Annotated in this window: 15 protein-coding genes; 7 read left to right on the top strand and 8 right to left on the bottom strand. The window is 68.5% G+C overall.

What is annotated here, in order from left to right:
- Positions 1–3: 3 nt before the first annotated feature.
- Positions 4–2,301: a beta-glucosidase gene (locus ACZK4S_RS12380; protein ID WP_463644469.1), complete on the bottom strand. Its 2,298-nt coding sequence runs from the start codon at positions 2,299–2,301 to the stop codon at positions 4–6.
- Positions 2,302–2,446: 145 nt separating this feature from the next.
- On the opposite strand from ACZK4S_RS12380, the gene ACZK4S_RS12375 reads away from it, so the two are divergent.
- The 6 genes from ACZK4S_RS12375 to ACZK4S_RS12350 all read left to right on the top strand — a co-directional run bounded on the left by ACZK4S_RS12375 (position 2,447) and on the right by ACZK4S_RS12350 (position 9,852).
- Positions 2,447–3,757, top strand: coding sequence for an ABC transporter substrate-binding protein (locus ACZK4S_RS12375; protein WP_463644468.1), 1,311 nt, complete (start codon positions 2,447–2,449; stop codon positions 3,755–3,757).
- Positions 3,758–3,771: 14 nt separating this feature from the next.
- Positions 3,772–4,767, top strand: coding sequence for a carbohydrate ABC transporter permease (locus tag ACZK4S_RS12370; protein ID WP_233120791.1), 996 nt, complete (start codon positions 3,772–3,774; stop codon positions 4,765–4,767).
- Complete coding sequence (locus tag ACZK4S_RS12365; RefSeq protein WP_076062674.1) at positions 4,767–5,660, top strand: carbohydrate ABC transporter permease; 894 nt, start codon at positions 4,767–4,769, stop codon at positions 5,658–5,660. Before ACZK4S_RS12370 ends, ACZK4S_RS12365 begins: the two co-directional genes overlap by 1 nt.
- 42 nt (positions 5,661–5,702) lie before the next feature.
- A complete protein-coding gene (locus ACZK4S_RS12360) occupies positions 5,703–6,701 on the top strand; it encodes a LacI family DNA-binding transcriptional regulator (protein WP_463644467.1) in 999 nt (332 codons plus the stop codon).
- 799 nt (positions 6,702–7,500) lie between these two features.
- The gene (locus ACZK4S_RS12355; RefSeq protein ID WP_463644466.1) at positions 7,501–8,418 is read left to right on the top strand and encodes a type IV toxin-antitoxin system AbiEi family antitoxin domain-containing protein; all 918 of its coding nucleotides are present in this window, start codon (positions 7,501–7,503) and stop codon (positions 8,416–8,418) included.
- 195 nt (positions 8,419–8,613) lie between these two features.
- Positions 8,614–9,852: a prolyl oligopeptidase family serine peptidase gene (locus ACZK4S_RS12350; protein ID WP_463644465.1), complete on the top strand. Its 1,239-nt coding sequence runs from the start codon at positions 8,614–8,616 to the stop codon at positions 9,850–9,852.
- A 1,072-nt stretch (positions 9,853–10,924) separates the two neighbouring features.
- Here ACZK4S_RS12350 and ACZK4S_RS12345 read toward each other — a convergent pair.
- The 7 genes from ACZK4S_RS12345 to ACZK4S_RS12315 all read right to left on the bottom strand — a co-directional run bounded on the left by ACZK4S_RS12345 (position 10,925) and on the right by ACZK4S_RS12315 (position 21,354).
- Positions 10,925–12,184: an endo-1,4-beta-xylanase gene (locus tag ACZK4S_RS12345; protein WP_463644464.1), complete on the bottom strand. Its 1,260-nt coding sequence runs from the start codon at positions 12,182–12,184 to the stop codon at positions 10,925–10,927.
- A 418-nt stretch (positions 12,185–12,602) separates the two neighbouring features.
- Positions 12,603–13,712 (bottom strand): SDR family NAD(P)-dependent oxidoreductase, encoded by a 1,110-nt coding sequence (locus ACZK4S_RS12340; protein WP_076062662.1) that lies wholly within the window; start codon positions 13,710–13,712, stop codon positions 12,603–12,605.
- A gap of 38 nt (positions 13,713–13,750) precedes the next feature.
- Complete coding sequence (locus ACZK4S_RS12335) at positions 13,751–15,097, bottom strand: PHP domain-containing protein (RefSeq protein ID WP_463644463.1); 1,347 nt, start codon at positions 15,095–15,097, stop codon at positions 13,751–13,753.
- Positions 15,098–15,314: 217 nt separating this feature from the next.
- Positions 15,315–17,777, bottom strand: coding sequence for an alpha-ketoacid dehydrogenase subunit alpha/beta (locus ACZK4S_RS12330; protein ID WP_463644462.1), 2,463 nt, complete (start codon positions 17,775–17,777; stop codon positions 15,315–15,317).
- A gap of 19 nt (positions 17,778–17,796) precedes the next feature.
- A complete protein-coding gene (lpdA, locus tag ACZK4S_RS12325) occupies positions 17,797–19,164 on the bottom strand; it encodes a dihydrolipoyl dehydrogenase (RefSeq protein ID WP_463644461.1) in 1,368 nt (455 codons plus the stop codon).
- A gap of 14 nt (positions 19,165–19,178) precedes the next feature.
- The gene (locus ACZK4S_RS12320) at positions 19,179–20,585 is read right to left on the bottom strand and encodes a dihydrolipoamide acetyltransferase family protein (RefSeq protein WP_463644460.1); all 1,407 of its coding nucleotides are present in this window, start codon (positions 20,583–20,585) and stop codon (positions 19,179–19,181) included.
- Positions 20,586–20,601: 16 nt separating this feature from the next.
- Positions 20,602–21,354: a DeoR/GlpR family DNA-binding transcription regulator gene (locus ACZK4S_RS12315; RefSeq protein WP_233120790.1), complete on the bottom strand. Its 753-nt coding sequence runs from the start codon at positions 21,352–21,354 to the stop codon at positions 20,602–20,604.
- Between the two features lie 202 nt (positions 21,355–21,556).
- Here ACZK4S_RS12315 and ACZK4S_RS12310 point away from each other — a divergent pair, with 202 nt between their 5' ends.
- Positions 21,557–25,435: an exo-alpha-sialidase gene (locus ACZK4S_RS12310; protein ID WP_463644459.1), complete on the top strand. Its 3,879-nt coding sequence runs from the start codon at positions 21,557–21,559 to the stop codon at positions 25,433–25,435.
- Positions 25,436–25,473 lie beyond the last annotated feature (38 nt).

Raw genomic sequence — 25,473 nt, 5'->3', positions numbered from 1 at the left:
GGATCAGCCTAGGGAGATCGACGGGACCAGGACACGACCCTCGCCCACTTCGCGCACCGCGCCTGTGAGGGTGAAGGCGCCCACCAGCGGCGTGTCCTCGCTGCTCGCACCCACCTTGACCTCCATGGCGCCGGGCTCGACGATGCGGGTCTTGGCCAGCCCCGTGAAGCTCATCAGATCCGCGTGCAGGCCGAACGTGACCGTCCGCGACTCCCCCGCCTCCAGCGGGACCTTCGCATAGGCGACCAACTGCTTCAGCGGGCGCACCACCTGGCCGGTGAGGTCCGAGAGGTACACCTGGACGACCTCGGCGCCCGCCCTGTCGCCGGTGTTGGCGACGGTGGCGGTGACGGTGAGCTCGCCGTCGACGGGCACCTCGCTGGCGGAGAGCTGGAGATCGGAGATCTCGAAGGATGTGTAGGAGCTGCCGTGGCCGAACGGGAACAGCGGCCGCGGGTCCAGGTTGGACACGCCGTCGGAGAACCAGCCCAGCGGGGGCGCGATGTAGGTGCCGGGCTGGCCGCCCGGATGGTTCGGGATGCCGACGGGCAGCTTGCCGGTGGGATTCACGCGGCCGGACAGCACCCCTGCCATCGCCATGCCGCCCTCGGCTCCGGGCATGAAGGCCTGGACGATGGCGGCCACCCGGTCCGCGAACGCGCCGAGCGAGTAGGGACGACCCGAGACCACGAGCAGCACCGTCGGGGTGCCGGTGGCGAGGACGGCCTCGACGAGGTCGGCCTGGGCGCCGGGCAGGCGGAGGTCGACGGCGTCGCAGCCCTCGCCGGAGGTGCCGTGCCCGAACATGCCGGCCTTGTCACCCACCGCCACGACGGCGACCTCGGCGTTCCTGGCCGCCTCCACCGCGGCGGCGATCCCGGAGGTGTCGGGCTCGAGGATGGGCACGCCCCGCTCGACGGCGACCTCAGCCCCCGCGAACTCCGCGCGCAGGGCGTCGGCCAGCGACAGCATGTCCAGGCCCATCTCCATGTCGGGGTGCCGCTGCATGACGTGGTTCGGGAAGGAGTAGCAGCCGAGGAAGGTCAGGGCGTCGTCGGCGATGGGGCCGACCAACGCGATGCTCTTCGCCTGGAGCGGCAGCAGGTTCTGGTCGTTGGCGAGCAGCACGATGGACTCTTCCGCCACGCGGCGGGCGATGTCGCGGTTGCGCTCACTGTCGAGGTGCACGGCGGCGCCGGCCGTGGCCGGGTCCCAGCCGTCGTCGAGCAGACCGAGCTGGATCTTCTGGCGCAGCACGCGGCGGGCGGCTTGGCGGATGTCCGATTCGGCAAGGATGCCGCGCTCGACGGCCTCCGCTAGGTGCCCGAACGCGCCGGTCTCGGGCAGTTCCACGTCCATGCCCGCGTGCAGGCTGAGCGCGCCGGCCTCGGTGAGGTCGTCGACGACGCGGTGCATCGCCTGCAGGAAGCTGACGGACCAGTAGTCGGACACGACGGTGCCCTCGAAGCCCCAGCGATCGCGCAGCACGTGCGTCAGCAGGTGGCGGCTGGCGGCGGCGGGCACGCCGTCGAGGTCCGAGTAGGAGTTCATGACGCTGGCTACCTTGCCCTCGCGCACCGCCATCTCGAACGGGGGCAGGAGGATGTCCTCGATCTCGCGGGTGCCGATGCTCACCGGGGCGTGGTTGCGGCCGGCGCGCGAGGCGGAGTAGCCCACGAAGTGCTTGAGCGTGGCGAGGACGCCCGCGCCCTGCAAACCCTTCACGTAGGCGGTGCCGACGGTGCCCACCAGCATGGGGTCTTCGCCGATGGTCTCCTCGACGCGGCCCCAGCGGTAGTCGCGCACCACGTCGAGCAGCGGCGACAGGCCCTGGTGGACCCCGAGCGCGGCCATGTCCTGCCCGATGGCCGAGGCCATCTCCTCGATGAGCGCCGGGTCGAACGTCGCGCCCCATGCGATGGCCGCGGGGTAGACGGTGGCTCGCCACGCGGTGAGCCCGGTCAGGCACTCCTCGTGCGCGATGGCGGGGATGTCGAAGCGGGAGTGCTCGACGACCCGGCTCTGGAAGCTGGCCAGGTTCCCCACCCCCTCCTCCACTGAGACGGGCGCGCTGCCGAACACGCGGGTGAGGTGGCCCAAGCCGTCGCGGCTGACCTCCTCGAACTCGCCGCTCGACATCACAGACTCCATGGGGGCGACCTCGCCGCCGCCCTCCGCGCGCTCCTTCGGCCGGGGCCAGAAGGCGCCGAGCTGGCCGGCCATCTCGGCGAGCGTCATCTCGTCGAGCAGGGCGTCCACCCTCTCGTCAAGGGGGTGTTCGGTGTTTGCCCAGGGGTTCATGTGGTGCTCCATCGTCATCGAGTGAGTGAGTCGGTTACGAAAACGTTACCGAAAACGTTTGACATCGTGCACTTAGCTTGCCAGGATTAGTCTCACGGCACAACTAAATGCCATCAAAGTCAATGCTGACTGGGAGGAACCACACATGAAGAAGGCCCTCATCGGAACCGCGATCGCGGCTCTCCTGCTGAGCGCGTGCGGCGGCGGGGCGACTGAGCCCGGCGAGACCAATGCGCCCAGCGACGCGGCAAGCTCAGCTGCCGGCGGCGAACCCGTCACCCTGAGCTTCTGGCACAACTCCACCACAGGCCCCGGTAAGGCCTACTGGGAGGACACAACTGCGGCATTCACCGCGGAGAACCCCAACGTCACCTTCGAGATCCAGGTGATCCAGAACGAAGACATGGACGGACGCCTGCAGACGGCGCTCAACTCCGGCGACGCGCCCGACATCTTCATGGCGCGTGGCGGCGGCAAGCTGGCCGACATGGTCGAGGCCCAGCAGATCATGGACATCACCGACGCCATCTCCGACGAGACCAAGGAGGCTTACGGCGACGCGATCGTCAACACCTTCAACGTGGACGGCAAGATCTACGGCCTCCCCACCTCGCTCCTGCCCGGCGGCATCTACTACTCGAAGGACCTCTTCGAGGCGGCCGGCATCGAGGGCACGCCCGAGAACATGGACGAGCTGAACGACGCCGTCGCCAAGCTCAAGGAATCGGGCGTCGAGCCCATCGCGCTGGGCGGCAAGGACGCCTGGCCGGCAGCCCACTGGTACTACTTCTTCGTGCTGCGCCAGTGCAGCCAGGACACCATCAACAAGGCCGCAGAGCTCGACTTCTCCGACCAGTGCTGGCTCGAAGCGGGCAAGCAGCTGAAGAAGTTCGCCGACACCGAGCCGTTCAACCAGGGCTTCCTCACCACCTCCGCCCAGCAGGGCGCGGGCAGCTCCGCCGGCCTCGTCGCCAACCACCTGGCCGGTATGGAACTGATGGGCGCCTGGAACCCCGGCGTCATCGCCTCCCTCACCCCCGACGAGAAGCCGCTGCCCGACCTCGGCTGGTTCCCGTTCCCGGCCGTCGAGGGCGGCGAAGGCGACCCGACGGCGATGATGGGCGGCGCCGACGGCTACGCCTGCCACATCGATTCCCCCGCCGAGTGCGCCGACTTCCTGAACTTCTACGCCAGCAAGGCGAACCAGGAGGCCTACGCCACGGCGTTCAACACCCTCCCCGCCAACGGCGACGCGGCAGACGCGGTGGAGGACCCCGCGCTGAAGGACATCCTCGGCGCCTACTCCAACGCGGCCTACATGACGGTCTGGCTCGACACCTTGCTGGGCCAGAACGTGGGCAACGCGCTCAACGCCGGCGTCGTCAACATGCTCGCCGGCCAGGGCACGCCTGAGGACATCGTGTCCGCAGTCGAGTCCGCCGCCGCCAAGGGCTGACACGGAGGCCGGTCGTGACTGAAACCACCACCACTACTGCTCGGGTCGGCGCCTCCACGGCGCCGGCCCGGGCCGGCCGGCCGCGCCGAGCACGGGCTGACTGGCTCAAGCGCGCGGAGATCATGCTCCTCGCGGGCCCTGCGATCGTGATGTTCGTAGGCTTCGTCATCTTCCCCGTGGTCATGGCGGCCTACTACGGCTTCTTCCGCTGGCGCGGCTTCGGCCCGCCCACCGAGTTCATCGGGCTGCAGAATTACGTCACCATCTTCACCGACGGTCTCTTCCTCTCCGCGGTGCAGCACAACGGGTTCATCGTCATCGCGTCCCTCATCATGCAGGGGCCCATCGCGATCGGATTCGCCCTCCTCCTCAACCAACAGGTCCGGGGACGCTCCGTCATCCGGGTGCTGATCTTCGTTCCCTACGTGATCGCCGAAGTCATCGTCGGCACCGGCTGGTCCCTGATGCTGCAGAGCACGGGAGCCATCAACGACTTCCTCGGCAAGATCGGCCTGGACGCGCTCCAGCAGGACTGGATCGCGAACCCGAAGATCGCCATTTGGACCCTGATGATCATCATCTCCTGGAAGTACATCGGCTTCGCCGTGATCCTCATGCTCGCGGGCATGCAGGGCATCCCCGACGAGCTGTACGAGGCCGCCGCCGTCGACGGGGCGTCCTACTGGCAGATCCAGCGCGCCATCACCCTGCCGCTGCTCGGCCCCACCATCCGCATCTGGGCGTTCCTGTCGATCATCGGCTCGCTGCAGCTGTTCGACCTCGTCTACATCATCTGGGGTCAGTACGTGGCAGACACCGCCGGCACCTCGACGATGGCCACCTACATGGTCCGTGAGGGCCGCCTCGCCGGTAACTACGGCTACGGCAACGCCGTCGCCGTCGTCATCTTCCTGATCTCGCTGGTCATCGCTCTGACCTACCAGCGCTTCGTGCTGCGCCGCGACACCGAGGGCGCCCTCACGGAGAAGCCCGGAAAGGACAAGAACTGATGTCCCAGGCCGCCCTCACTCAACGTAGCCGCGCCGCTCGCCGCCCCCGTGGAGGCAAGAGGCAGAGCAGTTCCAGCGTCCCCTGGGGTAGCCCCAGCCTCTACCTGCTCGCCACGGTGTTGATCGCGCTGTGCATCGGGCCGGTGCTGTACATCATCCTCGGCGGCTTCCGCAGCAACGCGCAAATCACGACGAATCCGTCCGGCCTGCCGAATCCGTGGATCCTGCAGAACTACACCGACGTGCTGACCTCCAGCACGTTCTGGATCCAGTTCGGCAACTCGACGATCTCCGCCACCCTGACGACGGTGGGCTGCGTCGCGCTGGCCCTGGCCGCGAGCTACGTCATCGCGCGCTACCAGTTCCGGGGCCGCAACGCCCTGTTCTCGCTGTTCGCCGCAGGGCTGATGTTCCCGCTGACGGTCGCCATCACGCCCCTGTACATCCTGATCCGGACCCTGGGGCTCACCGACAGCCTGGCAGGCATCATCCTGCCGCAGATCGCGTTCGCGCTGCCCGTCACCGTCATCATCCTCGTGCCGTTCCTGCGGGCCATCCCCAAGGAGATCGAGGAGGCCGCGATGATCGACGGTTCCGGCCGCGTCGGCTTCTTCTTCCGGATGGTGTTGCCGCTGTCGCTGCCGGGCGTCATCACGACGGGCATCCTGGCGTTCATCGGCGCCTGGAACAACTACATGCTGCCGCTGTTCATCCTGAGCTCCCCGGAGAAGTACACCCTCCCCCTGGGCGTCCAGGCGTTCGCGTCGCAGTACTCGGTGAACACCGCCGCGGTGCTGGCGTTCACGTCGCTGTCCATGCTCCCCGCGCTGCTGTTCTTCAGCATCTTCGAGCGCCGGATCGTCGGCGGTCTCAGCGGCGCCGTCAAGGGCTGATGGGGCTGACATGCACGTGTACGGTCTGTGGAGGGAGGGTTCATGCGTCGAGTGACGATCACTGATGTCGCCCGCGCCGCGGGCGTGTCGGTATCGACGATCTCGAAGGTCATGAACGGGCGCGACGGCATCGCCGCAGACACCCAGCAGCGCGTGCAGCAGGTCATCGATGAGCTCGGCTATGTCGGCAACATCGGGGCCCAGTCGCTGCGCGCCCGCCGCACGGGGGTCGTCGGGGTGCTGGTGAGCCAGTTCGAGCCCTACTCCGCCGAGATCCTCAAGGGCGTCGGCGCCGCCGCCGAGGGCACTGATCTGGAGATCATGGCCTGGGCCGGCGCCTCCCACAACCCGCACGCCCCCACCGGCTGGGAGCAGAAGCTGCTGGGTCGCCTGGCCGGCAGCCTGATCGACGGCGCCATCATCGTCACGCCCAGCGTCGAGGCAACCTCCGGGAACTTCCCGGTGGTGGCCGTGGACCCGCAGCGGCTGGACCTCACCCGGCCCGCCGTCTCGGTCAACGACGAGGGCGGCACGCGGTCCGCCGTCAACCACCTACTGGGGCTGGGGCACCGCCGGATCGGCTACCTGGGTGGCCGCGACGACCTGGCCTCCGCCGTCTCACGCGAGGCCGGCCTGCGCAAGGCCATGGCGGCGGCCAAGGTGCCCCTCAACGAGAGGCACGTGCTGTCCGGCGACTACACCGCCGTCGGCGCTGCCGAACCCGCCGCACGGCTGCTCGACGACCCTGACCGCCCGACGGCGATCGTCGCGGCGAACGACGTGTCGGCGCTGCAGGTGATCGCAGCGGCCCACGCTCGCGGCCTGAGGGTCCCCGAGGACCTGTCCGTCGTGGGCTTCGACGACGTGCCTGAGGCGGCGCGGCAGGGTCTGACCACCGTCGCCCAGCCGTTGCAGGCGATCGGCGCGATGGCGTTGAGCATGCTGCTCGACCTGCTGGCCGGGCGCGAGATGACGGACCCGCACCGTCAGTTGCCGACGCAGCTCATCCTGCGGGGCACCACCGCCGTGGTCGCCTCCTGACGCGAGGCTCGGTCGCCGCCCGTCAGCGACCGCGCGATCCCGCTCGGCCGGCGACTGCAGGTCAGTGCTGGGTTTAGCCCCGTCCTTGGACATGAACCCAGCACTGGCGTCGACCGCTCGGTCTCAGTGCTGGGTTTGGTGCCATACACGGGCTCAAACTCAGCGGTGAAACCCGACGGCGAACTGGGGTCGCCTGGCGGGCCGGGGGCGGCACCCGCCTCCGCGTTTGCTGCCTCTGTCAGCGCAACCGGATTCGGCCGCAACTCCCCCCGTCGGAGGTCGCCAGGGCTGGGGCGCTCGGGCGGACATGAGCTCGTCCCGGGTCAGGCGCTGGCGGCCGAGCCTGCCGTCACCTGCGCTGAGCAAGGCAGCAACCGCGAGTTCCCCGCTCGGCCGGAACTCGGCAGGCGACTTGTGTCCGCCAGCGGTCAGGCCCTGCAAGCCGAGGCTGCCATCACCTGCGCTGGGCAGGCAGCAAGCGCGTGATCCCCGCTCGGCCGGAACTCGGCAGGCGACTGCAGGTCACTGCTGGCTTTGATGCCGTCCTCAGACACAAACCCAGCACTGGCGTCGACCGCTCGGCCTCAGTGCTGGATTTGGCGCCGTAGACGGGCTCAAACTCAGCGATGAAACCCGACGGCGAACTGAGGTCGCCTGCCGGGCTCAGGCCACACAGGGTGTTGTCCAACCCGCGCCAAGTGTTGTCCCAGAGGACCTTCGTGTTGTCAGTTGCCCCTGAGGTGTTGTCCGTTGCCGCCATCCCCTCCCCATCGCACCCACGCGAGCACAGACTGGCGCCGTGCGACATCGACAACATCTCTCTTCATCCCTCGAGAAACTGGCCGCAGACCAGGCCGGGGTGCTCAGCACGCGGCAACTCCTCGACGGCGGGCTGAGCCGCAAGGTCATCTCACGCATGGCGCAGGGCTGGCGGCCGGTGGCTCAAGGGCTGTACCTCCTCGGGGCGCCGTCGTTCACAGCGGCCGCCTGGGCGGGAATCCTCCGAGGGGGGAAGGAGGCGGCGGTCGGCGGCCGTGCGGCGGGTCACGTGTACGACATCGTCCGTGAGGCTCCTACCGACGTGACCATCTGGGTCCCCACCGACCATCAGGACTTCGCCCTAGACGAGTGGCGCATCACCTTCCGCAGAGGCGAGCGCAGGCGGCTGTACACGCTGCCTCGGACGTCGGTGGAGGAGGCGCTCCTCGACATCGCCGACACTGGGGACGAGAACGAAACCGTCAGCGCAGTGGCCAGGGCACTGGCGAAGGACAAGACGACGACCCAGCGGATCAGCGAGGCCGTCGACGGCCGGTCGCGCGTCGGGCACCGTGTTGTCCTGGCCCAACTCTGCACCGAAGCAGCCAAGGGCATCGAGAGCGCGCTGGAGTGGCGGTTCCACACCAACGTCCTCGTCCCTCATGGCCTCCCCATCCCGGAGCGCCAGGTTCGCCGCGAGGCCGGACGTGTGGATGGGATCTACCGCGACTACAAGCTCATCCTCGAACTCGACGGGCTGGCCGACCACCAGGACGCCACGCGCGACATGGACCGGGACAACCTCAATGTCGTGCAGGACGACAGCCGGACCCTGCGCTACGGCTGGACCGGCGCGAATCAGGAAGCATGCGCCGCCGCCCGCCAGATGGCCACCGTCCTGGGGAGGGGCGGCTGGCCGGATCAGCTCCGACGCGCACCGTGCTGCCGGACATCCTGAGCCCTCCAGCGCTGGACGTGGCGCCAAGCCCTGCCCTGCGACGACCGATTGTGCCGCCGATGCGTCCGATCATGCAGCGGCCCTCCGTCCTGCACCCCACGAGGCCGGGTAATGATCATGTCCGCCACGACCTCCACGACGAGGCCCACGGCGGATGCGTTGGACAAATCCCAGCCCAGACGAAGGAGTCTCGGAATGATGCAACCCCTCACACGACGTGCCCTGCTCGGTTCGGCCGCAGCAATCCCCGCAGTGGCCGCCCTCCCGCAGGTGGCCTCGGCGTCCACCTCGGTGGGCTTCGACCTGAACGCGACCGTGCTCGACGGCGGCGAGCAGGTGACGTCGCTGACCATCCGGGCCGGCGCGCTCGGACAGTTCGACCCCACGAGCCTGACCCTCGAGACCTTCTCGGTGCGTGCACGGGCGGAGAGCCCGCTCCAGGCCTCCTCGAACCAGCTCACCCTCGGCACCTACGACGTCGAACGCGACGTGACCGGGGCCCGCATCGACAACCGGGGCAACATCACCCTCGAACTGGCAACCGCCGAGGGCGTTCCAGGGGGCGCCACCCTGGGCTACACGGTCCCGGCCGGGCGCAACGTCGAATTCAACCTGACCTACACGATCACGCAGAACGCCCCGCTCCGGCTGCGCAACCGGCGCCAGGTGACGATCGCCCGATTCGTCCAAGGTGAACTGATGAACCCCGAGGTGGACGCCTTCAGCTACGGCACCTCCGTCTCAGGGCTGAACTACCGTCTGTTCACCCCCCGGCACAACGGCCACGGCCAGGGCGGCAAGCACCCGCTGATCGTCTGGCTGCACGGAGGCGGCGAAGGCGGCATGGGCGCGCGCCAGACGAACGAGGCACAACTGCGCGGCAACCGTGGCGCAGTCGGTTTCGTGACGCCGGAGGCGCAGCAGATCTTCGGCGGCGCGTACGTCGTCGCCCCGCAGTCGCCCAGCGCGTGGATGACCGACGGCGACGGTTTCGCGCCGAAGATCGCCGCGCTCGTCAACGAGCTGCTCGCGTCGAACCACAAGATCGACCCGCAGCGGGTGCACGTCCTGGGCTGCAGCAACGGCGGCTACATGTCGCTCAAGATGGCGGTCGAGTACCCGGAGAAGTTCGCCTCCATCGTCCCCATCTGTCCCGGTGCGACGCCCAACTTCTTCACCGACGCTGAGTTGCAGAGCGTCAGCTCAACCCCGACGTGGCTGGTGCACTCGAAGGACGACACCGTCCTACCGTGGGAACCCAACACCGGGCGGGCGGCGGCGCTGATCGACGACGACATCGTCACGCTGTACGACACGGTGACGTGGCAGGGCCACCAGTTCATGGGGCACTGGTCCTGGATCTACGTCGCCCGCAACGACCCCCAGCACAACGGTCAGCACATCTGGCAGTGGATGGCCCAGCAGCACCGCTGACCTACACACCGCGGCCCGGGACGAGGGCCCGGCGGCTGACGGGTGTCAGTTCCGGGCCCTCCTGCGGGTTGAGCTCTGGAAGCCGAGGTCGCCTTTCGCCTGCGCTGGGCAAGGCAGCTAGCGCGTCAGGCCGCAGAGCCTGAGCCCGGCGGGCGGCTCTCGGCCGGGTGCCGAGTTTGATGCCGTCCTTGGACATGAATCCAGCACTGGCGCTGGGCCCTTGGTTGAGTGCTGACTTTTGTGCCATGGACGGGGTCAAACTCAGCACTGAATTGCGACGGCGAGCTGGGGTCGCCTGCCGGGCTGCGGTCCGCGCCGCCTGTCGCGAGGCTGCGTCTTTGAGGCCAAACCTGGTCGGCCTGACGGCTGCCGCCCGTCGTCGCGCTTCCTGGGCTATCAGCGGGAGTGGTGCTCGTGTGGCTTGAGCGTTGGAAGCCGAGGTCGCCTGTCGCCTGCGCTGGGCAAGGCAGCCAGCACGTGAGGCCGCAGAGCCTGAGCCCGGCGGGCGGCTCTCGGCCGGCTGCCGAGTTTGATGCCGTCCTTGGGCATGAATTCAGCACTGGCGCTGGGCCCTTGGTTTGAGTGCTGACTTTTGTGCCATGGACGGGCTCAAACTCAGCAGTGAAGGGCGACGGTGTGCTGGGGTCGCCTGCCGGGCTGCGGTCCGCGCCGCCTGTCGCGAGGCCGCGTCTTTGAGGCCAAACCTGGTCGACCTGACGGCTGCCGCCCGTCGTCGCGCTTCCTGGGCTATCAGCGGGAGTGGTGATCGTGTGGCTTGAGCGTTGGAAGCCGAGGTTGCCTCCGGCTGCGCTGGGCAAGGCAGCTAGCGCGTGAGACCGCAGAGCCTGAGCCCGGCGGGCGGCTCTCGGCCGGCTGCCGAGTGTGAAGCCGTCCTTGGGCATGAACTCAGCACCGGCGCTGGGCCCTTGGTTTGAGTGATGAGTTTCGCGCCATAGACGGGGTCAAACTCAGCAATGAAGGGCGACGGAGTGCTGGGGTCGCCTGCCGAGTGTGCGGTGCGCCGGCCTCGCGTTTGCTGCCTTGTCCAGCCTCACCCGACGCCGCCGAAGCCTCAGCGGAGCGTCAGGTCCTCAAGCTGGGCGTCGACGAGGTCGAAGTCCACGGCGACCCCATCAGCGACAGCCCGGTAGCGCCCCTTCCACCCCTCGACGGCGAGCCGACCCTCGGCGTCCGTCCGCAGCGTGGCCGGCGGCGTCCACCACTCCTCCTTCACCAGGCGACGCAGCGCGTCGTAGGCCGGCTTCGGGGTGCCGTCGAGCCGCACCAGCCCCGCGGGGGCGCCGAGCCAGGCGTCGACGTCGGAGATCCCCCAATACGTGGCCGAGACGACGCTGGGGTGCTGCCACAGCAGCCGCAGGTGCGCCTCGAGTTCCTCGGCCTGCCGGGCCTCGCCGTCGGGGGTGGTGGGCCAGGAGGCGACGACGTGGTCGTTGAGGTCGACGATGTGCTTGGGCATGAGGTCGCCTGAGACCAGCGTCATCTCGGTGAAGTGCAGCGGAAGGCCGTAGCGGGAGAACTTCTCCAGGATGCGTTCGGTCTTCTCCGGGCCCCACCAGCCCTGGTGCATGTGGCTCTGCAGGCCGATGGCGTCCACGTGGATGCCGCGCTCGAGGACCGCCTCGATGAGGGTGTCGTAGGCGCTGGACATGTCGAAGTCGTTGAGGAGGAGCGTGGCCGACGGGTTGGTGGCGCGGGCCTCCTCGAACGCCAGGCGGATGGTGCCGACGCGGCCGAGTTTGCGCGCGAGCCGGGTGATGCCGTTCTGCTCCGCGGTGAAGACCGGCATGATGACCACCTCGTTGATGGCGTCCCACATGTCAATGAGGCCGGCGAAATCCGCGACATCGCGGCGGATGCGCTCGCGCTGCACGCGTTCGATCTCGTCGGTGCTGAGGTCCAGCAGCCACTTCGCGTCGACGCTGTGCCACACCAGCGGGTGCCCCTTGAGCGTGACGCCGTGCCGTGCGAACCATTCAGCCGTGCGGCGGAGCTCCTCCGTGTGGGGCTTGCCGCGTTCGGGCTCGAAGCGGCCCCAGTAGAAGGGCAGGGTGGCCCAATTGAAGACGTCGAGCCAGAGTGCGGCGAGCGCGGTGAGGCGGCCGGCCTCGTCGCCGTCGGGCTCCAGTTCGTTGTTGTGGAGCGGGAGGAAGTCGAAGCCGATGCAGCCGAACCCGAACTCGTGCCGGGTCTGCTCGACGGTGACCTCGGCGTCGGCGAGGGGCGTGCCGTCGGCGCGGCGCAGGGTGAGGGTGCGGGCGGCGCGGCGGTGCGCGAGCGTCGGATCGGGCTGGGGTGATCGCTCGGGGTACATGTCTCTCCAGTGTTTTGTCCTACCTCACAACAATAGCTAGGACCTGACGCTGCGCTGAGGCTTCGGTGGCATCGGGTGCAGCTGGACAAGGCAGCAACCGCGGCAGGCCGGCGCGACCGCGGCCCCGGCAGGCGACCCCCAGCACTCCGTCGCAGCTCACTGCTGGGTTTGACCCCGTCAATGGCACCAAACCCAGCACTGAAACATCGCGCCCGGCTCAAGTGCCGACTTCATGCCCAAGGACGGCACCAAACCCAGCAGCAACCCGAGAACCGCCTGCCGGGCTCGGCCCGCACGGCCTCACGCGCTACCTGCCTTGCCCAGCGCAGGCGGGACGACCTCAGCTTTCATCCCCCAGAACGCAATCGCGGTCCGCCGGGCTTGACCCGACGGACCGCGACGACGTACTCACCCAGCCCTAGCTGCTCAGCATGACCTGACCGCCGGTGACCGGGATGGCCTGGCCCGTCTCGTAGGCCTGCTCGACGATGTAGTACACCGCGCGCATCACGTCGGCGCCGTACGTGCCGCGACGCAGCGGCACCTTGGCCTCGTAGAAGTCGCGGACCTCCTGGACGGTGGTGGCGCCGGGTACCTTGCCGGAGCGCAGGTACTGCACGAACAGGCCGCGGTCCGGGTCCGACCACAACGGGCCGTCGTAGAAGTTGCCCGGGCAGATCGCGTTGACCTTGACGCCGTGCTCCACCATCTCCAGCGCGAACGACTGCACCAGCCCGATGCCGCCGAACTTCGAGCCCGCGTAGGCGCCGTTCTTGTTCGAGCCGACGAGGCCGGACTTGGAGTTGATCTGGATGATGTCGGTGGTCCACTCGGGCGCGGTGCGGTGCTGCGCGGCGAGCAGGCGACCCAGGTGCTTGGTGACGAGGAAGAACGCCGTGTAGTTGATGTCGGTGGTGAAGGCGAAGTCCTTCAACTCCTGCTCCAACACCGGACCCGCCCGCACGACGCCGGCGTTGGAGACGACCAGGTCGAGGCCACCGGTGCGCCGGGCGATCTCCTCAGCCATCGCGGCGACGGAGTCCTCGTCGCCGACGTTGACCTTGATGGCCGCGGTGCGATCGGTGCCCAGCTCCTGGGAGAGGGCGGTGGCGCCGTCGATGTTGAGGTCGGCGATGTAGACGAACGCGCCGGAGTCGACGAGGCCGTGCACGATCTCAGCGCCGAAGCCCTGCGCGCCGCCGGTCACGACGGCGACCTTGCCGGCCACCACCTCGGAGCGGAACGCCGCGGAACGCGCCTCGGCCGACTTCGCGTCGGGCAGGACGGAGACGTCGCCGAGGGTCTCGACGGCGAACGAGTAGCTCTCCCCCGCCACCTCGACGGCGAGCTGAGCGGGGAGGGGGAGTTCGGCGCCCTGGAGGGCGTCGGGCAGCTCGTCGATCGAGGCCGCCTGGAGGCTGACGGGCACGGCGGGCTCGGCCGGGTCGCTCAGCGTGAGGACGACGGGGACGCCGTGCCGGGCGAGGTACGCGCCCCGCACCATCGGGGCGATAGTGGTGATGGTCATGGGTTTCTCCTTAACGGTTTCTGAGCCGGGCGGCTGGCTCAGGGAATGAGCCGCGCCGCGGCGTCGGCGACGGACAGGCCGTCCTGGACCATTTCCCGGCCGACGGCGGAGTAGCGCGCAACGCGCTCCTTCAGCGGCAGCCCGGCAAAGGGCGAGTTTTCGGCGAACAGGCCGAGCGAACGGTCGTGCTCGGCGAGCCGCTCATGGGCGACCATCGCCCACGTCGCGTCGTTCAGGTGGTCCAGCTCCGGGCGCTGCAGCTCGGAGCAGTTGAACACCTGACGCGGCGTGTTGATGTCCACACCGCTCACCTCGAGCAGCCCGTTGCGGTCCGCCAGGTCAGCGATCCGCGCCATCTGCGCGGATGTGTTGCGCGGCGGCATGTACGTGATGGCCGGCATCCCGATCTCGCCGAGGAACTCGACGAGCTCGTCGAGGAAGTCGTCCTCGAACTTCTCCGCCTTCTTGTCCCCCGTCGGCGACGCCGTGACGTCACCCAGGTACGCGTAGCACGGGATGGCGCCGATCGACTTGGCGAAGGCGATCACCTCAGCCATCGTCGGGCATTCGCCGCCGTCCTCGAACCGCCCGGGGATGACGTAGATCTGGTCGAGGAACTCGGCCTTCATCACGCCCAGGAGGTCGAAGGTGAGGTGCGGGTTGTCGACGTCGGCCAGCTGCGCCTTGGCCTTGTCGGACAGGTTCAGCCCCAGCTGCGCCAGCCCGTCGACCAGCGACCCCCCGCGCCCGAAGTGCGCGATCAGCTTGTCCGCCATCGCGGCCAGGAGGTGACGCTCGGTGACCGTGCCGCCGAGCAGGAACTGCGAACGCCCGACGATGTCGGTCTCCACATCGATCAACGGGGCGCCGAGCTTCTCCAGGATCGCATTGGCGTTCTCCACCATGGTGGCGGTGCGCTTCAGCCGCGCCTCGCGGATGGGCTTGAGGAACTCCGCCGCCGCGTCGCGCGACGACGCGGGGATGCCCTGCACCGTCATGTAGACGATGCCGGCGGTGTCCGGGTTGTTGAGTTTCCGGTCGTGGAACGGGGCGCGACCCGCCGCCACGTCGTCGGCGGAGTGCACGTAGACGCGGCACTCGAAGCCGGTCACCGAGCCGAGCCCGACGGCCTCAGCGGCCGCCGTCATCTCCGCGGCGCCGGCGGCCGAATCGTGATCGACCGAGCCGACGACGGTCAGCCCGGCCTCGCGGGCCCGCAGCGCCGCCATGGCCGGGGTGTACGGGCTGAAGCTGTAGATGGTGTGGACGTGGTTGTTGGATTCCGTCACGAAGGGCGGGAAGTCCGGGTTGGTGGCGAGGTGCTCCCGCAGCGCGTCGAGTCGCTCGACCGGGGTGGCATTCGGGTCGTTGATCGTGGTGGTCATGCTTCTCCTTCTCACTGCATCGCTGCGCACTTCGCAGACTTCGGCCGAACGTCGCAGACCTCCGTCGGACGTCGCAGACCTCGGCCGACGTCGCAGACAGAGGACTGTCTGCGACCCCGCAGGCCGTCTGCGACGTCACGCCCAGGTCTGCGACGTCACGGGCGGTCTGCGAGATGGTGGGCCGGGCGACACCGGAGCGGCGCCCGGCCCACCGACGTCAGAGGCCCAGCTTCGCGCGGCGGACGATTTCGCCGTCGGTCTGGTTGGACTCGGGCGTGTGCCCCTTCAGCGGGAGCATCCGCTCGTGGATCGCATCGACGATCCATTCGGGCTGCGGGAAGAACAGCTTCTCCAGCTCAGCGGCGGGCGTGATGATGTTGCGCGAACCCACCACGGTGACCGGAGCGTCGAGGCTGTCGAACGCCAAGGTCTGCACCCGGGAGGCGACATCGTGGAGGAACGAGCCACGATCCACCGCGTCCGACGACAGCAGCAGGCGGCCGGTCTTCTTCACCGACTCCAGCACCACCGTCAGATCGAGCGGGGCGATGAAGCGCAGGTCGATGACCTCAGCCGACACGCCATACTCCGACTCCAGCGTCTCAGCGGCCTCCATGGCCCGGTACAGCGTGGGGCCGAGCGTCGCGATGGTCACATCCGCGCCTTCGCGGCGGACGACGGGCTGGCCCTCCTCCACCTCGTAGTACTCGGTGGGCACGCCGTCCTCGACGAACTGCTCAGCCACGTCGTACAGCAGCTGCGACTCGAAGAACACCACCGGATCCGTGCCGCGCAGCGCCAGGTTCATCATGCCCTTGGCGTCGAACGGGGTGGAGGGGTAGTAGACCTTCAGGCCGGGCATGTGCGCCACGAGCGCGGACCAGTCCTGCGAGTGCTGGGCGCCGTACTTGGAACCCACGGACACGCGCATGACCAGCGGCATCTTCAGCAGGCCGCCGGACATCGACTGCCACTTGGGCGCCTGGTTGAAGATCTCGTCGCCCGCGCGGCCGAGGAAGTCGCAGTACATCAGTTCGACGATGGCGCGGCCGCCCGAGAGCGCGTAGCCGACACCGGCGCCGACGATGGCGGCCTCGGAGATGGGCGAGTTGAACAGGCGGTGGTGCGGCAGCAGCTCGGTGAGGCCGCGGTAGACGGCGAACGCGCCGCCCCAGTCGCGGTTCTCCTCGCCCCAGCCGGCGAGCGTCGGGTCCGTGGCGAAGCCGTGCGCGACGGCCTCGAACAGCGCGTCGCGGTAGTTGTAGGCCTTGGCCTTGGAGACCACCTTGCCGGAGGCGTCCTTGTAGAAGCGGCTCTTGGCGATCAGCGACTTGGCGCGGGCGTTCTCCGCCAGCGGCTGGAGGAGTTCCGGCTCGCGGGTGGTGTCCAGCGAGGGCTCGTTGCCGTCGGAGTACATGACGGATTCGATGAACGCGGTGTCGACGCGGGGGCTGGAGCCGTCGTCCTTCGTGGCGATGGCGATGATCTTGGTCAGGCGCTCGTCGAACGTGGCCTGGATCCCGTCCACCTCGTCCTGCGTGAGGACCTTGTTGTCGACGAGGTAGGTGGCGTAGTTCGTGAGGCCGTCGTGGGCCTGCCACAGCTCGACCTCTTCGGGCGTGCGGTAGGACGAGGCGTCCGACGGCGAATGGCCGGAGAAGCGGTAGGTGATGGTGTCGGTGAGCACCGGGCCGTGTCCGTTCTCGAGGATCTCGCGCTTGCGGGCGACCGCGTCGGCGACGGCGAGCGGGTTCAGGCCGTCGACGCGCTCGGCATGCATGGCCTCGGGGTTCACACCCATGCCCACGCGGGCGAGGATGTCGTAGCCCATGGTCTCGCCGGCGGTTTGGCCGCCCATGCCGTAGAAGTTGTTGAAGAAGTTGAACCAGATGGGCGGGTTGCCTTCGACGCCGTCCTTCCACAGGGTGCGGTACTGGTCCATGGCGGACATCATCATGGCTTCCCACACCGGGCCACAGCCCATGGAGGCGTCGCCGATGTTGGCGATCACGATGCCGTTCTGCCGGTTGATGCGCTTGAACAGCGCCGAGCCCGTGGCGATGTCGGCCGAGCCGCCGACGATGGCGTTGTTCGGCATGGAGCCGAACGGCGCGAAGAAGGCGTGCATGGAGCCGCCGAGGCCGCGGTTGAAGCCGGCGGAGCGGGCGAAGGTCTCAGCGACGGTGCCGTAGAGGATGAAGTTCTCGGCCAGGTCTGAGAGGTTCTCGAAGCCCACCTTCTCGGCGAACCCGAGGGTTTCTCCGCCCAGGAACTGCTTCATGATGTTCTCGAGCTGGTCTTCGGGCAGCTTGCGGGCCGCGGAGTAGCACTTGGCGAGGATCTCGCCGTGCGAGCGGTGGGAGCCGAAGACGTAGTCTTCCGGGTTCAGCTGCGAGGCCTGGCCGACGACGGCGGATTCCTGGCCGATGGACAGGTGCGCCGGGCCGCGGTGGTCGTACTCGACACCGTTCCAGGAACCGGTCTTCTTGATGGAGTCCAGCATGGTCTCGAACTGCCGCACGGCGATCATGTCGTGGAGGATGTCGATGAGGCCCTGCTTGCCGTACTTGGCGAGCTCCGCGTCGAAGTCCGGCTTGTACTGGTTGACTGGAACCTTGGGGGATTCGATGTACGAAGCCGAACGTACGTTGCTCGGGTCGACGATGAGTGACTTGGTCATGGGTGTGTATCTCCTGGGGTCAGATCTTCGCGGCCCAAGCCGCTTCTCGGATCAGTTCGCTGACGGTGGGGTGGGGGAAGACGACCTGGCGCAGGTCCGTGATGCTGAGTTCGGTCTCGAGCACGACGGAGGCGCCCCAGACCATCTCGGAGGCGTAGGTGCCGAGCACGTGGACACCGAGCACGGTGAGGCTGTCGGCGTCGTAGACGAGCTTGCAGGCGCCGGGCGCCTTGACGCCCTCTTCGGCGACGAAGCGGCCGGACAGGTAGGCCGGCACGACCACCTTGGCCACCGTGTAGCCGGCAGCAGCGGCCTGCTTCTCGGTGAGGCCGATGCCTGCCGCCTCCGGGGCCGAGTACACGGCCCACGGGATGGTGTTCCAGCGCATGATCTCGCCGCGGCGGTGCGCCTCGGGGTCGAGGATGTTGGCGACGGCGATCTCACCCATGCGGTAGGCGGCGTGGGCCAGCAGCGAGCGGCCGGTGACGTCGCCTACGGCCCACACATTGGGCAGGTTGGTGCGCATCCGGTCGTCCACGACGATGCCCTTGCCGGAGAACTCCAGGCCGGAGCTTTCCGCGCCCCAGCCCTGGACGGCGGGACGCCGGCCCACGGCCATCAGCACGACGTCGGCCTCGACGGACTCCTCCGCGCCGGCCAGGGTCTCGTACTTGACGGTGCCGCCGTCGATGCCGGTGACCTTGCATTCGAGCTTGAACTTCACGTCGGCCAGGCCCTTGCGCAGCTGCGCGGCGAGCTCGTCGTCCATGAACGGCACGATCTCCGGCAGCATCTCCACGACGGTGACCTGGGAGCCCAGCATCGCGAACAGGCTGGCGAACTCGAGGCCGATGACGCCGCCGCCGATGACGGCCAGGCGGGCCGGGATCTCCTCGATGGCGAGCATGCCGGTGGAGTCAACCACCTTCGGGTTGTCCTTGGCGCCGGGGATGGGCGGCATGACGGGGACCGAGCCGGTGGCAAGGATCACGTGCTTGCCGGTGTACTGCGTGCCGTCGACGGTGACCTTGCCTGGGCCGTCGAACGTGCCGTGGCCCTTGACGACGGTGACGCCAGCCTTCTTCTCGGCCTGGCCGACGCCGCCCACGAGGGTGTCGACGGTCTGCTTCTTCCACTTCTGCATGGTTGGCCAGTCCACCGAGATGTCGCCGGCGTTGACGCCCAGCTTCGCGCCGTGCTTGGCGTGGGCGTAGGTCTTGGCCGCGTTGAGGAGCGCCTTGGTGGGGATGCAGCCCACGTTCAGGCAGGTGCCGCCCAGCGCGTCGGCCTCCACGAGGAGGACCTTCTTCTTCGCGTGGCCGAGGCGCTCCGCGGCGATGTAGCCGCCGGGGCCGCCGCCCAGCACGATGACGTCGAATTCGTTCATTGCGTTTCCCCTTCTCAACCCAGGACCGTGATGTCGATGTTTTCGATGTAGCGCACGAGGTCCTGCAGGAAGCGGGCCGCGTCTGCGCCGTCGATCACGCGGTGGTCCGCGGTGAGCGAGAAGCCGATGCGCTGTTCTGCCCCGACGGTGCCGTCGTCGTTGATGACGGCCCGGGGGAAGATGGCGTCGACGCCCAGGATGGCCACCTGCGGCACGTTCAGGAGCGGGGTGAAGCTCTCGATGCCGAAGCCGCCCAGGTTGGTGACGGTGAACGTCGCCCCGGCCAGCAGGTCGGGGTTGATCTTGCCGTCGATGGCCTGGTAGGCGAGGTCCTTGCTGGTGGCGGAGAACTCGCGCAGGCTCATCTGCGAGGCGTTGCGCACCGTGGGCACGAGGAGGCCGCGCGGCGTGTCGACGGCCATGCCCAGGTGCACGTTCTGATACGTGGTGAGGACGCCGTCCTCGAGGTGGCCGTTGTGCTGGGTGTTCTTGGCCGCGGCCTTGACGGCAGCGAAGCCGACGAGGTCGCCGATGGTGACCTTGTTGAGGCCCAGTTCCTCGGGCGAGCCCTTGAGCTTCTTGCGCAGGGCCAGCAGTCCTGCGGCCTTCGCCGTCGACGTGTAGGTGAGCTGTGCGGAACTGGCCAGCGAGTGCATCATGCGCTCGGCGATGACCTTGCGGATGCCCTTCACCGGGGTGGCGGTGGAGGGGCCGGGGTATTCGCGGGCGCCGGTCGAGATGAACGGCGCGGCCTGCGGGGCTTCGGCCGGGGCCTTCTTGCCGAGGTCTGTCGTGGCGATGCGGCCGCCGAGGCCGCTGCCCTGGCCGGGGAGCGCGCCTGCGCGGGCCGCGGCGAGCGTGGTGCCGCCGCCGTCGAGAACAGCCCGGACGTCGCGTTCGATCACGCGGCCGCCGGGTCCGGAGCCCTGCGGGACCGCGGCGATGTCGATGTTGCTGGAGTTGGCCAGGGTGCGGGCCCGCGGGCTCATCCCGGCGTTTCCTGAGCCAGCCGCCTGCGGCTGGTCGACGGACGCGGGAGCGGACTGCGCGCTCGCAGAGCCGGCCGCCTGCGCCTGCTCGACGGGCGCAGAAGCCGACGCGGCCTCAGCCGGAACTGCTTCCTCAGCGTCGCCGTCCTTGCCCTTCCAGCCTGCGGCATCGAGCGCGGGCTGGGGATCCTCCCCCGCCGCGCCGACGACCACCAGCGGCTCCTTGACGGGTACGTCGTCGCCCTCGTCCCACAGGATGGCCAGGACGGTGCCCGCCTCGGTGGACGGCACCTCCATGGAGGCCTTGTCTGTCTCGACCTCACACAGCACGCCGTCGACAGCGACCTCGTCGCCGACCTTGACCTGCCAGGAAATGATCAGGCACGACTCGACGCTGTTGCCGAGTTGCGGCATGACTACAACGGTTGCCATTGCGGTTTCCTTCTTGTTAGACGACGCACACCTGGGTGTGCTCTTGCAGCGCTTCCAACGCCCCTTCGGGCAGGCCGGAATCCGTGATGATCCCGGTGATGCCGTTCAGGGGCAGAAAACTGACGAACCCGGCTTGGCCGAACTTCGTGGAGTCCGCCACGAGCCAGGTTTCTTCGGCGCGGTCCCGCATGGTGGAGGCCACCTGGGCGCCCTCGACGAACCGCGTGGTGAGGCCCCGCTCCGGGGAGAACCCGTCGGTGCCCAGGAAAGCGATGCGGGCGTTGAACTCCCCGATCGCACGCTCCGCGAGCGGGCCGACGAACGACTCGGACTCGCGACGGAAGACGCCCCCGGTGAGGATGACGTTGACGTTGGCGTTGATGCGGGCGTTGTTGAAGACCAGCGCCGAGTTGGTGACCACCTGGACGCCGCGTCGGGCGCTGAGGTTGCGCACCACCATGGCGCACGTGGTGCCGGCCTCGATCATGACGGCGTCGTCGTCGCGGATCATGGCGGACGCGGCCGCGGCGATGCGCGTCTTGGTCTCGACGTTGAGTTGTTCGCGCTGGAGGATCGATTTGAGCGTGGTGGGCCTGGCCCCGCCGCGGGTGCGCACGAGCATCCCTTGCTGCTCCAATGCCCGGAGATCGCCTCGGATGGTGACCTCTGACACCCCCAGATCCGCCGCGAGGGAAGACACCGTGAGCGCGCCGTCATCGCTGAGGCGCGACATGATCTCGCTCTCGCGGCCTGCGCGTTCGACGGTCACTGTCGATCACTTCACTTTCGTTGGGGTTACGAATCGCTTTCGATACCGCCACTATACGCCTCCTTTCGAGCCTTCGCACCGGGGGGTCACCGATTCTTCAGGACGACTTTTCGCTCATCGAGCCTGGTCACCTCCCCAGGGGTGGGTCAGACGTCCGACGTCTTTACATAAGATGCGGGGACCCACTCAAAGAGGAGAAACCGTGCACATAACGCGCACCGCGAGGCTCTGGCTCACCGCCGCCCTCGCCTTCTGCCTGGCCCTCATGGGCCTTGTCGCGCCGCAGACGGCGCAGGCCGAGGTGACGATCACCCCGATCGGCGCCTGGCTCCCGTACACCAACGGCCAGGTGCGCATCAGCACTGTGAGCCCAGAGAAGGCGGCGTATTCGGTCGGCGATGTCGTAACCGTCCGCCTCCGCATGGAGTCCAACGCCGCCGCCCCGGCGCGCAACCTGGACGCCTCGTCGACCACGCTGACCAATGCGAACAGCTGCGACTGGGCCGCCTTCCCCGGCGGCACCGGCGGCAAGTACGACTGCGCGCGCACCGGGATGGCCGCGCTCACCTACACGGTCACCGCTGCCGACGCCGAGGCCGGTCGTGCGGTCATCGACCTGACGTGGACGGAAACGCCCACTGCAGGGGGCACCCCCGTCGTGGTGACCATCCACGGCGCACTCCCGGTGAGCGCCGCGCCCGTCGAGTACCTCACGGTCTCGCTGGCCCGCACGGACGCCCTGGGCAGCCCGGTGCGCGTCGGTGACGTCCTGACGTTCAACACCACGTACACCAACCTGTCCACCGTGTCGATCACCGCCTTCCCCCGCACGTCGAACCTCGCCGGAATGCTGCCGCCCAACCCCCCGAACTGCCGTTGGGCGGGCCTGGCTGCCGGCGCCACCAACACCTGCACCACCGCCTCCCACACCGTCACTGCGGCCGACCTGGCTGCCGGGTCCTTCACCCCCACTGTCACGTTCGACGCCACCGCGGACCGCGATGGCACGCAGATCCTCCAGGCCGGCATCACCGCGACTCTTCCGGCGATCCCGATCACCGACGCCCCGCCGCCGCCGCGCGAAGAGGGCCAGTACGTCACCCTCGCCTCCGCCGGCTACGCAGGCTTCACCTGCCACCGCATTCCGGCGCTGACCCAGGCCAACAACGGCTGGATCCTCGCGTCGTGGGACGGTCGCCCCGGCGGCTGCGGCGACTCGCCGAACCCGAACTCCATCGTCCAGCGCATCTCGAAGGACGGCGGACAGACCTGGGGCGGCCCGGTTGTGATCGCCGCCGGACAGACGTCGCCCCGCATGGGCTACTCCGATCCGTCCTATGTGGTGGACCGCGAGACCGGCAAGATCTTCAACTTCTTCGTCAAGTCCTACGACGTCGGCCTCTGGGGCTCCGTCGAGGGAACCGATCCCACCGCCCGCAACATCATGCACGCCGCGGTGATCGAGTCCGCCGACAACGGCGAGACCTGGAGCGAACCGCGCGTCATCACGCCCAGCATCACCAACGAGTCCAACTGGTACACCCGCTTCGCCTCCTCCGGCGAGGGCATCCAGCTGCGCTACGGCGACTACGCAGGGCGCCTCATCCAGCAGTACTCCATCGGCATCACCGGGCAGAACGGCCTCCGTGCAGTGTCCGTCTACTCGGACGACCATGGCGTCACCTGGCACGCGGGTAACCCCACCGAGACCGGCATGGACGAGAACAAGACCGTGGAACTCTCCGACGGCCGCGTCATGCTGAACTCCCGCGCCCCGGGGACCGGGGCTCGTCGCATCACCATCTCTGAAGACGGTGGCGTGAACTACGGGCCGGCGTACATCGACCGCGCCCTCATCGATCCCGCCAACAACGCGTCGATCACCCGCGCCTACCCGAACGCCGCTGAGGGCTCGCCCCAGGCGAAGATGCTGCTGTTCTCGAACGCCGCCGCAGGCTCGCGCTCCAACGGCACCGTCAAGCTCAGCTACGACGACGGCCAGACCTGGTCCGTCGCCAAGGTGTTCGAGCCCGGCTCGATGTCCTACTCCACGCTGACCCCCCTGGCCTACGGCCCCGGCGCGCAGCCCGGCACGTACGGCCTGCTCTTCGAGGGCACCAGCTCCACGATCCGCTACATGCAGGTCTCGCTCGAGTGGCTGGGCGGCCTGCCCGTCTCGGTGGTCTCGACCGCCCAGACCGTCAACCGTGGCGTCAACACCGTCGAGTTCGAGTTGACCAACGTCGGCGCCGAGGATCTCACGGGCCTCACGCTGACCCCCACCCCGGCGGTGGGATGGACGGCCGCACCGTCCGCCGCCTTCGACTTGGCGGCTGGCGCCTCCACCACCATCTCGCTCGACGTGACGGTGCCGGACTGGGCCGACGCGGGCGCAGCAACGCTGCCCGTGACGGTGGCCACCGCAGACGGTGAGAGCCAGGGCATGGCCCGGCTCACCGTCGAGTTGCTGCCGCTGCAGAACCCCGCGGTCAGCGTGCCGGTGACTGTCGTGGGCGATCTGCCCTACCAGCCCGGCGAGGATCCGTCGAAGATGTTCGACGGCAACACCTCCACCATGTGGCACACACCGTGGCAGACCACGGTCGAGCTGCCGCTGAACATCAACCTCTCCGTCGGCGAGACCCCGCTGGAGCTGGCCTACCTCGAGGTGCTGCCGCGCCAGAGTGGCGGCAACAACGGCAAGATCACCGACTACGAGCTGTACGCCGGCGACTCGCTGGATGCGCTCGTCAAGATCGGTGAGGGCACGATGTCGCTCGACTCGTCGGTGAAGAGGATCCCCCTCGACACGACGGCCCGCTTCGTCCAACTGCGCGTCATCAAGGCGTTCTCGGATCAGGCCATGCAGTTCGTGTCCATCGCAGAACTCGCGGTGAAGGTCGCCGTGCCCGACTCCGTCGACACCACCGCGCCGGTGATCACCGCCGTCGCTGACGTGTCGGTGGAGACCGACGCGGCCGTCTCGGTCGCCATCGAAGCCACCGATGACGTCTCCACCGCGCTGACGTTCAGCGCCGTGGGGCTGCCCGCGGGTGTCTCGATCGACGCCGCCACCGGCGCGATCTCGGGCTCGGTTGCCGCTGCCGGCACCCACGAGGTGACCGTCACCGTGGAGGACGAGGCCGGCAACAAGGCCACCGTCGAGTTCACCATCACGGTGACCGCGCCGGTGGTGTTGGACACCACCCCGCCAGTGATCCAGGCGATCGGAGGAGTCACCCTCGTCGAGGGCGGCACCGTCGACGTCCAGGTGCAGGCCACCGACGCGTCGCTGCCGCTGACCTACGCCATCTCCGACGAAGGCGCAGGGCTCAGCATCAGCTCCACCGGTCGCATCACCGGCACGCCGGTGGTGGGCGAGTTCACCGTGACCGTCACGGTGACCGACGATGCTGACAACGAGGCCACCGCGCAGTTCACGCTGAAGGTCACGGCCAAGGCGTCGCCTTCGCCGAGCCCCTCGCCGTCCGCGTCGCCTTCGCCGAGCCCCTCGCCGTCTGCCTCGCCGTCGCCGTCTGCCTCGCCGTCGCCGTCTGCCTCGCCGTCGCCTTCGGTGTCGCCGTCGCCTTCGGTGTCGCCGAGCCCGTCGAAGTCCCCCTCGGTGAAGCCGACCACGACCCCGACGAAGCCCGCCGACACGTTCGTGCCGAGCGCCCCGTACACGAAGCCCGGTGCGTACCTGCTCAACGACCGTCGGTGGGTGACCACCTGTGAGGACTACTCGCAGACCGAGCGGTGCCGCACCGAGATCTGGGCCACCGTGGTCAAGGTCGAGAACGGCCAGTTCGTGCGGAAGACGGGGTGGGCGTTCAACAACCTCACCTACCTCCCGTACATGGACCGCGCTGCGTGGAAGGGCAACCCGCTCGGCCAGGCAGGCGAGTTCACCTCGGCTGGCCGTCAGTGGAAGACGGAATGTGACACTGCCGCCACCGGCCGTGGCGCGTGCCGCTCCTACACGATGACGACGGTGTACACCGCAACCGCGAAGCCTGCGGGTGGCTACACCTTCTCGCAGAGCAACGAGTGGGTGTTCAACAACATCGTGATGTTCAAGTAACCCTTCGAATGAAGGCCCCGGAGCGATCTGCCTGGATC

This window comes from Tessaracoccus zhenghani (genome assembly GCF_055326325.1).
The sequence above is the reverse complement of the archived record's forward strand: the minus strand, read 5'-3'. Positions and strand labels throughout refer to the sequence as shown.

Excerpts from the sequence above, each read along its gene's own strand:
- ACZK4S_RS12350 (WP_463644465.1), top strand. The coding sequence starts at position 8,614 with ATGATGCAACCCCTCACACGACGTGCCCTGCTCGGTTCGGCCGCAGCA.
- ACZK4S_RS12380 (WP_463644469.1), bottom strand. The coding sequence starts at position 2,301 with ATGAACCCCTGGGCAAACACCGAACACCCCCTTGACGAGAGGGTGGAC.
- ACZK4S_RS12320 (WP_463644460.1), bottom strand. The coding sequence starts at position 20,585 with ATGGCAACCGTTGTAGTCATGCCGCAACTCGGCAACAGCGTCGAGTCG.
- ACZK4S_RS12330 (WP_463644462.1), bottom strand. The coding sequence starts at position 17,777 with ATGACCAAGTCACTCATCGTCGACCCGAGCAACGTACGTTCGGCTTCG.
- lpdA (WP_463644461.1), bottom strand. The coding sequence starts at position 19,164 with ATGAACGAATTCGACGTCATCGTGCTGGGCGGCGGCCCCGGCGGCTAC.
- ACZK4S_RS12335 (WP_463644463.1), bottom strand. The coding sequence starts at position 15,097 with ATGACCACCACGATCAACGACCCGAATGCCACCCCGGTCGAGCGACTC.
- ACZK4S_RS12375 (WP_463644468.1), top strand. The coding sequence starts at position 2,447 with ATGAAGAAGGCCCTCATCGGAACCGCGATCGCGGCTCTCCTGCTGAGC.
- ACZK4S_RS12365 (WP_076062674.1), top strand. The coding sequence starts at position 4,767 with ATGTCCCAGGCCGCCCTCACTCAACGTAGCCGCGCCGCTCGCCGCCCC.
- ACZK4S_RS12340 (WP_076062662.1), bottom strand. The coding sequence starts at position 13,712 with ATGACCATCACCACTATCGCCCCGATGGTGCGGGGCGCGTACCTCGCC.
- ACZK4S_RS12345 (WP_463644464.1), bottom strand. The coding sequence starts at position 12,184 with ATGTACCCCGAGCGATCACCCCAGCCCGATCCGACGCTCGCGCACCGC.
- ACZK4S_RS12360 (WP_463644467.1), top strand. The coding sequence starts at position 5,703 with ATGCGTCGAGTGACGATCACTGATGTCGCCCGCGCCGCGGGCGTGTCG.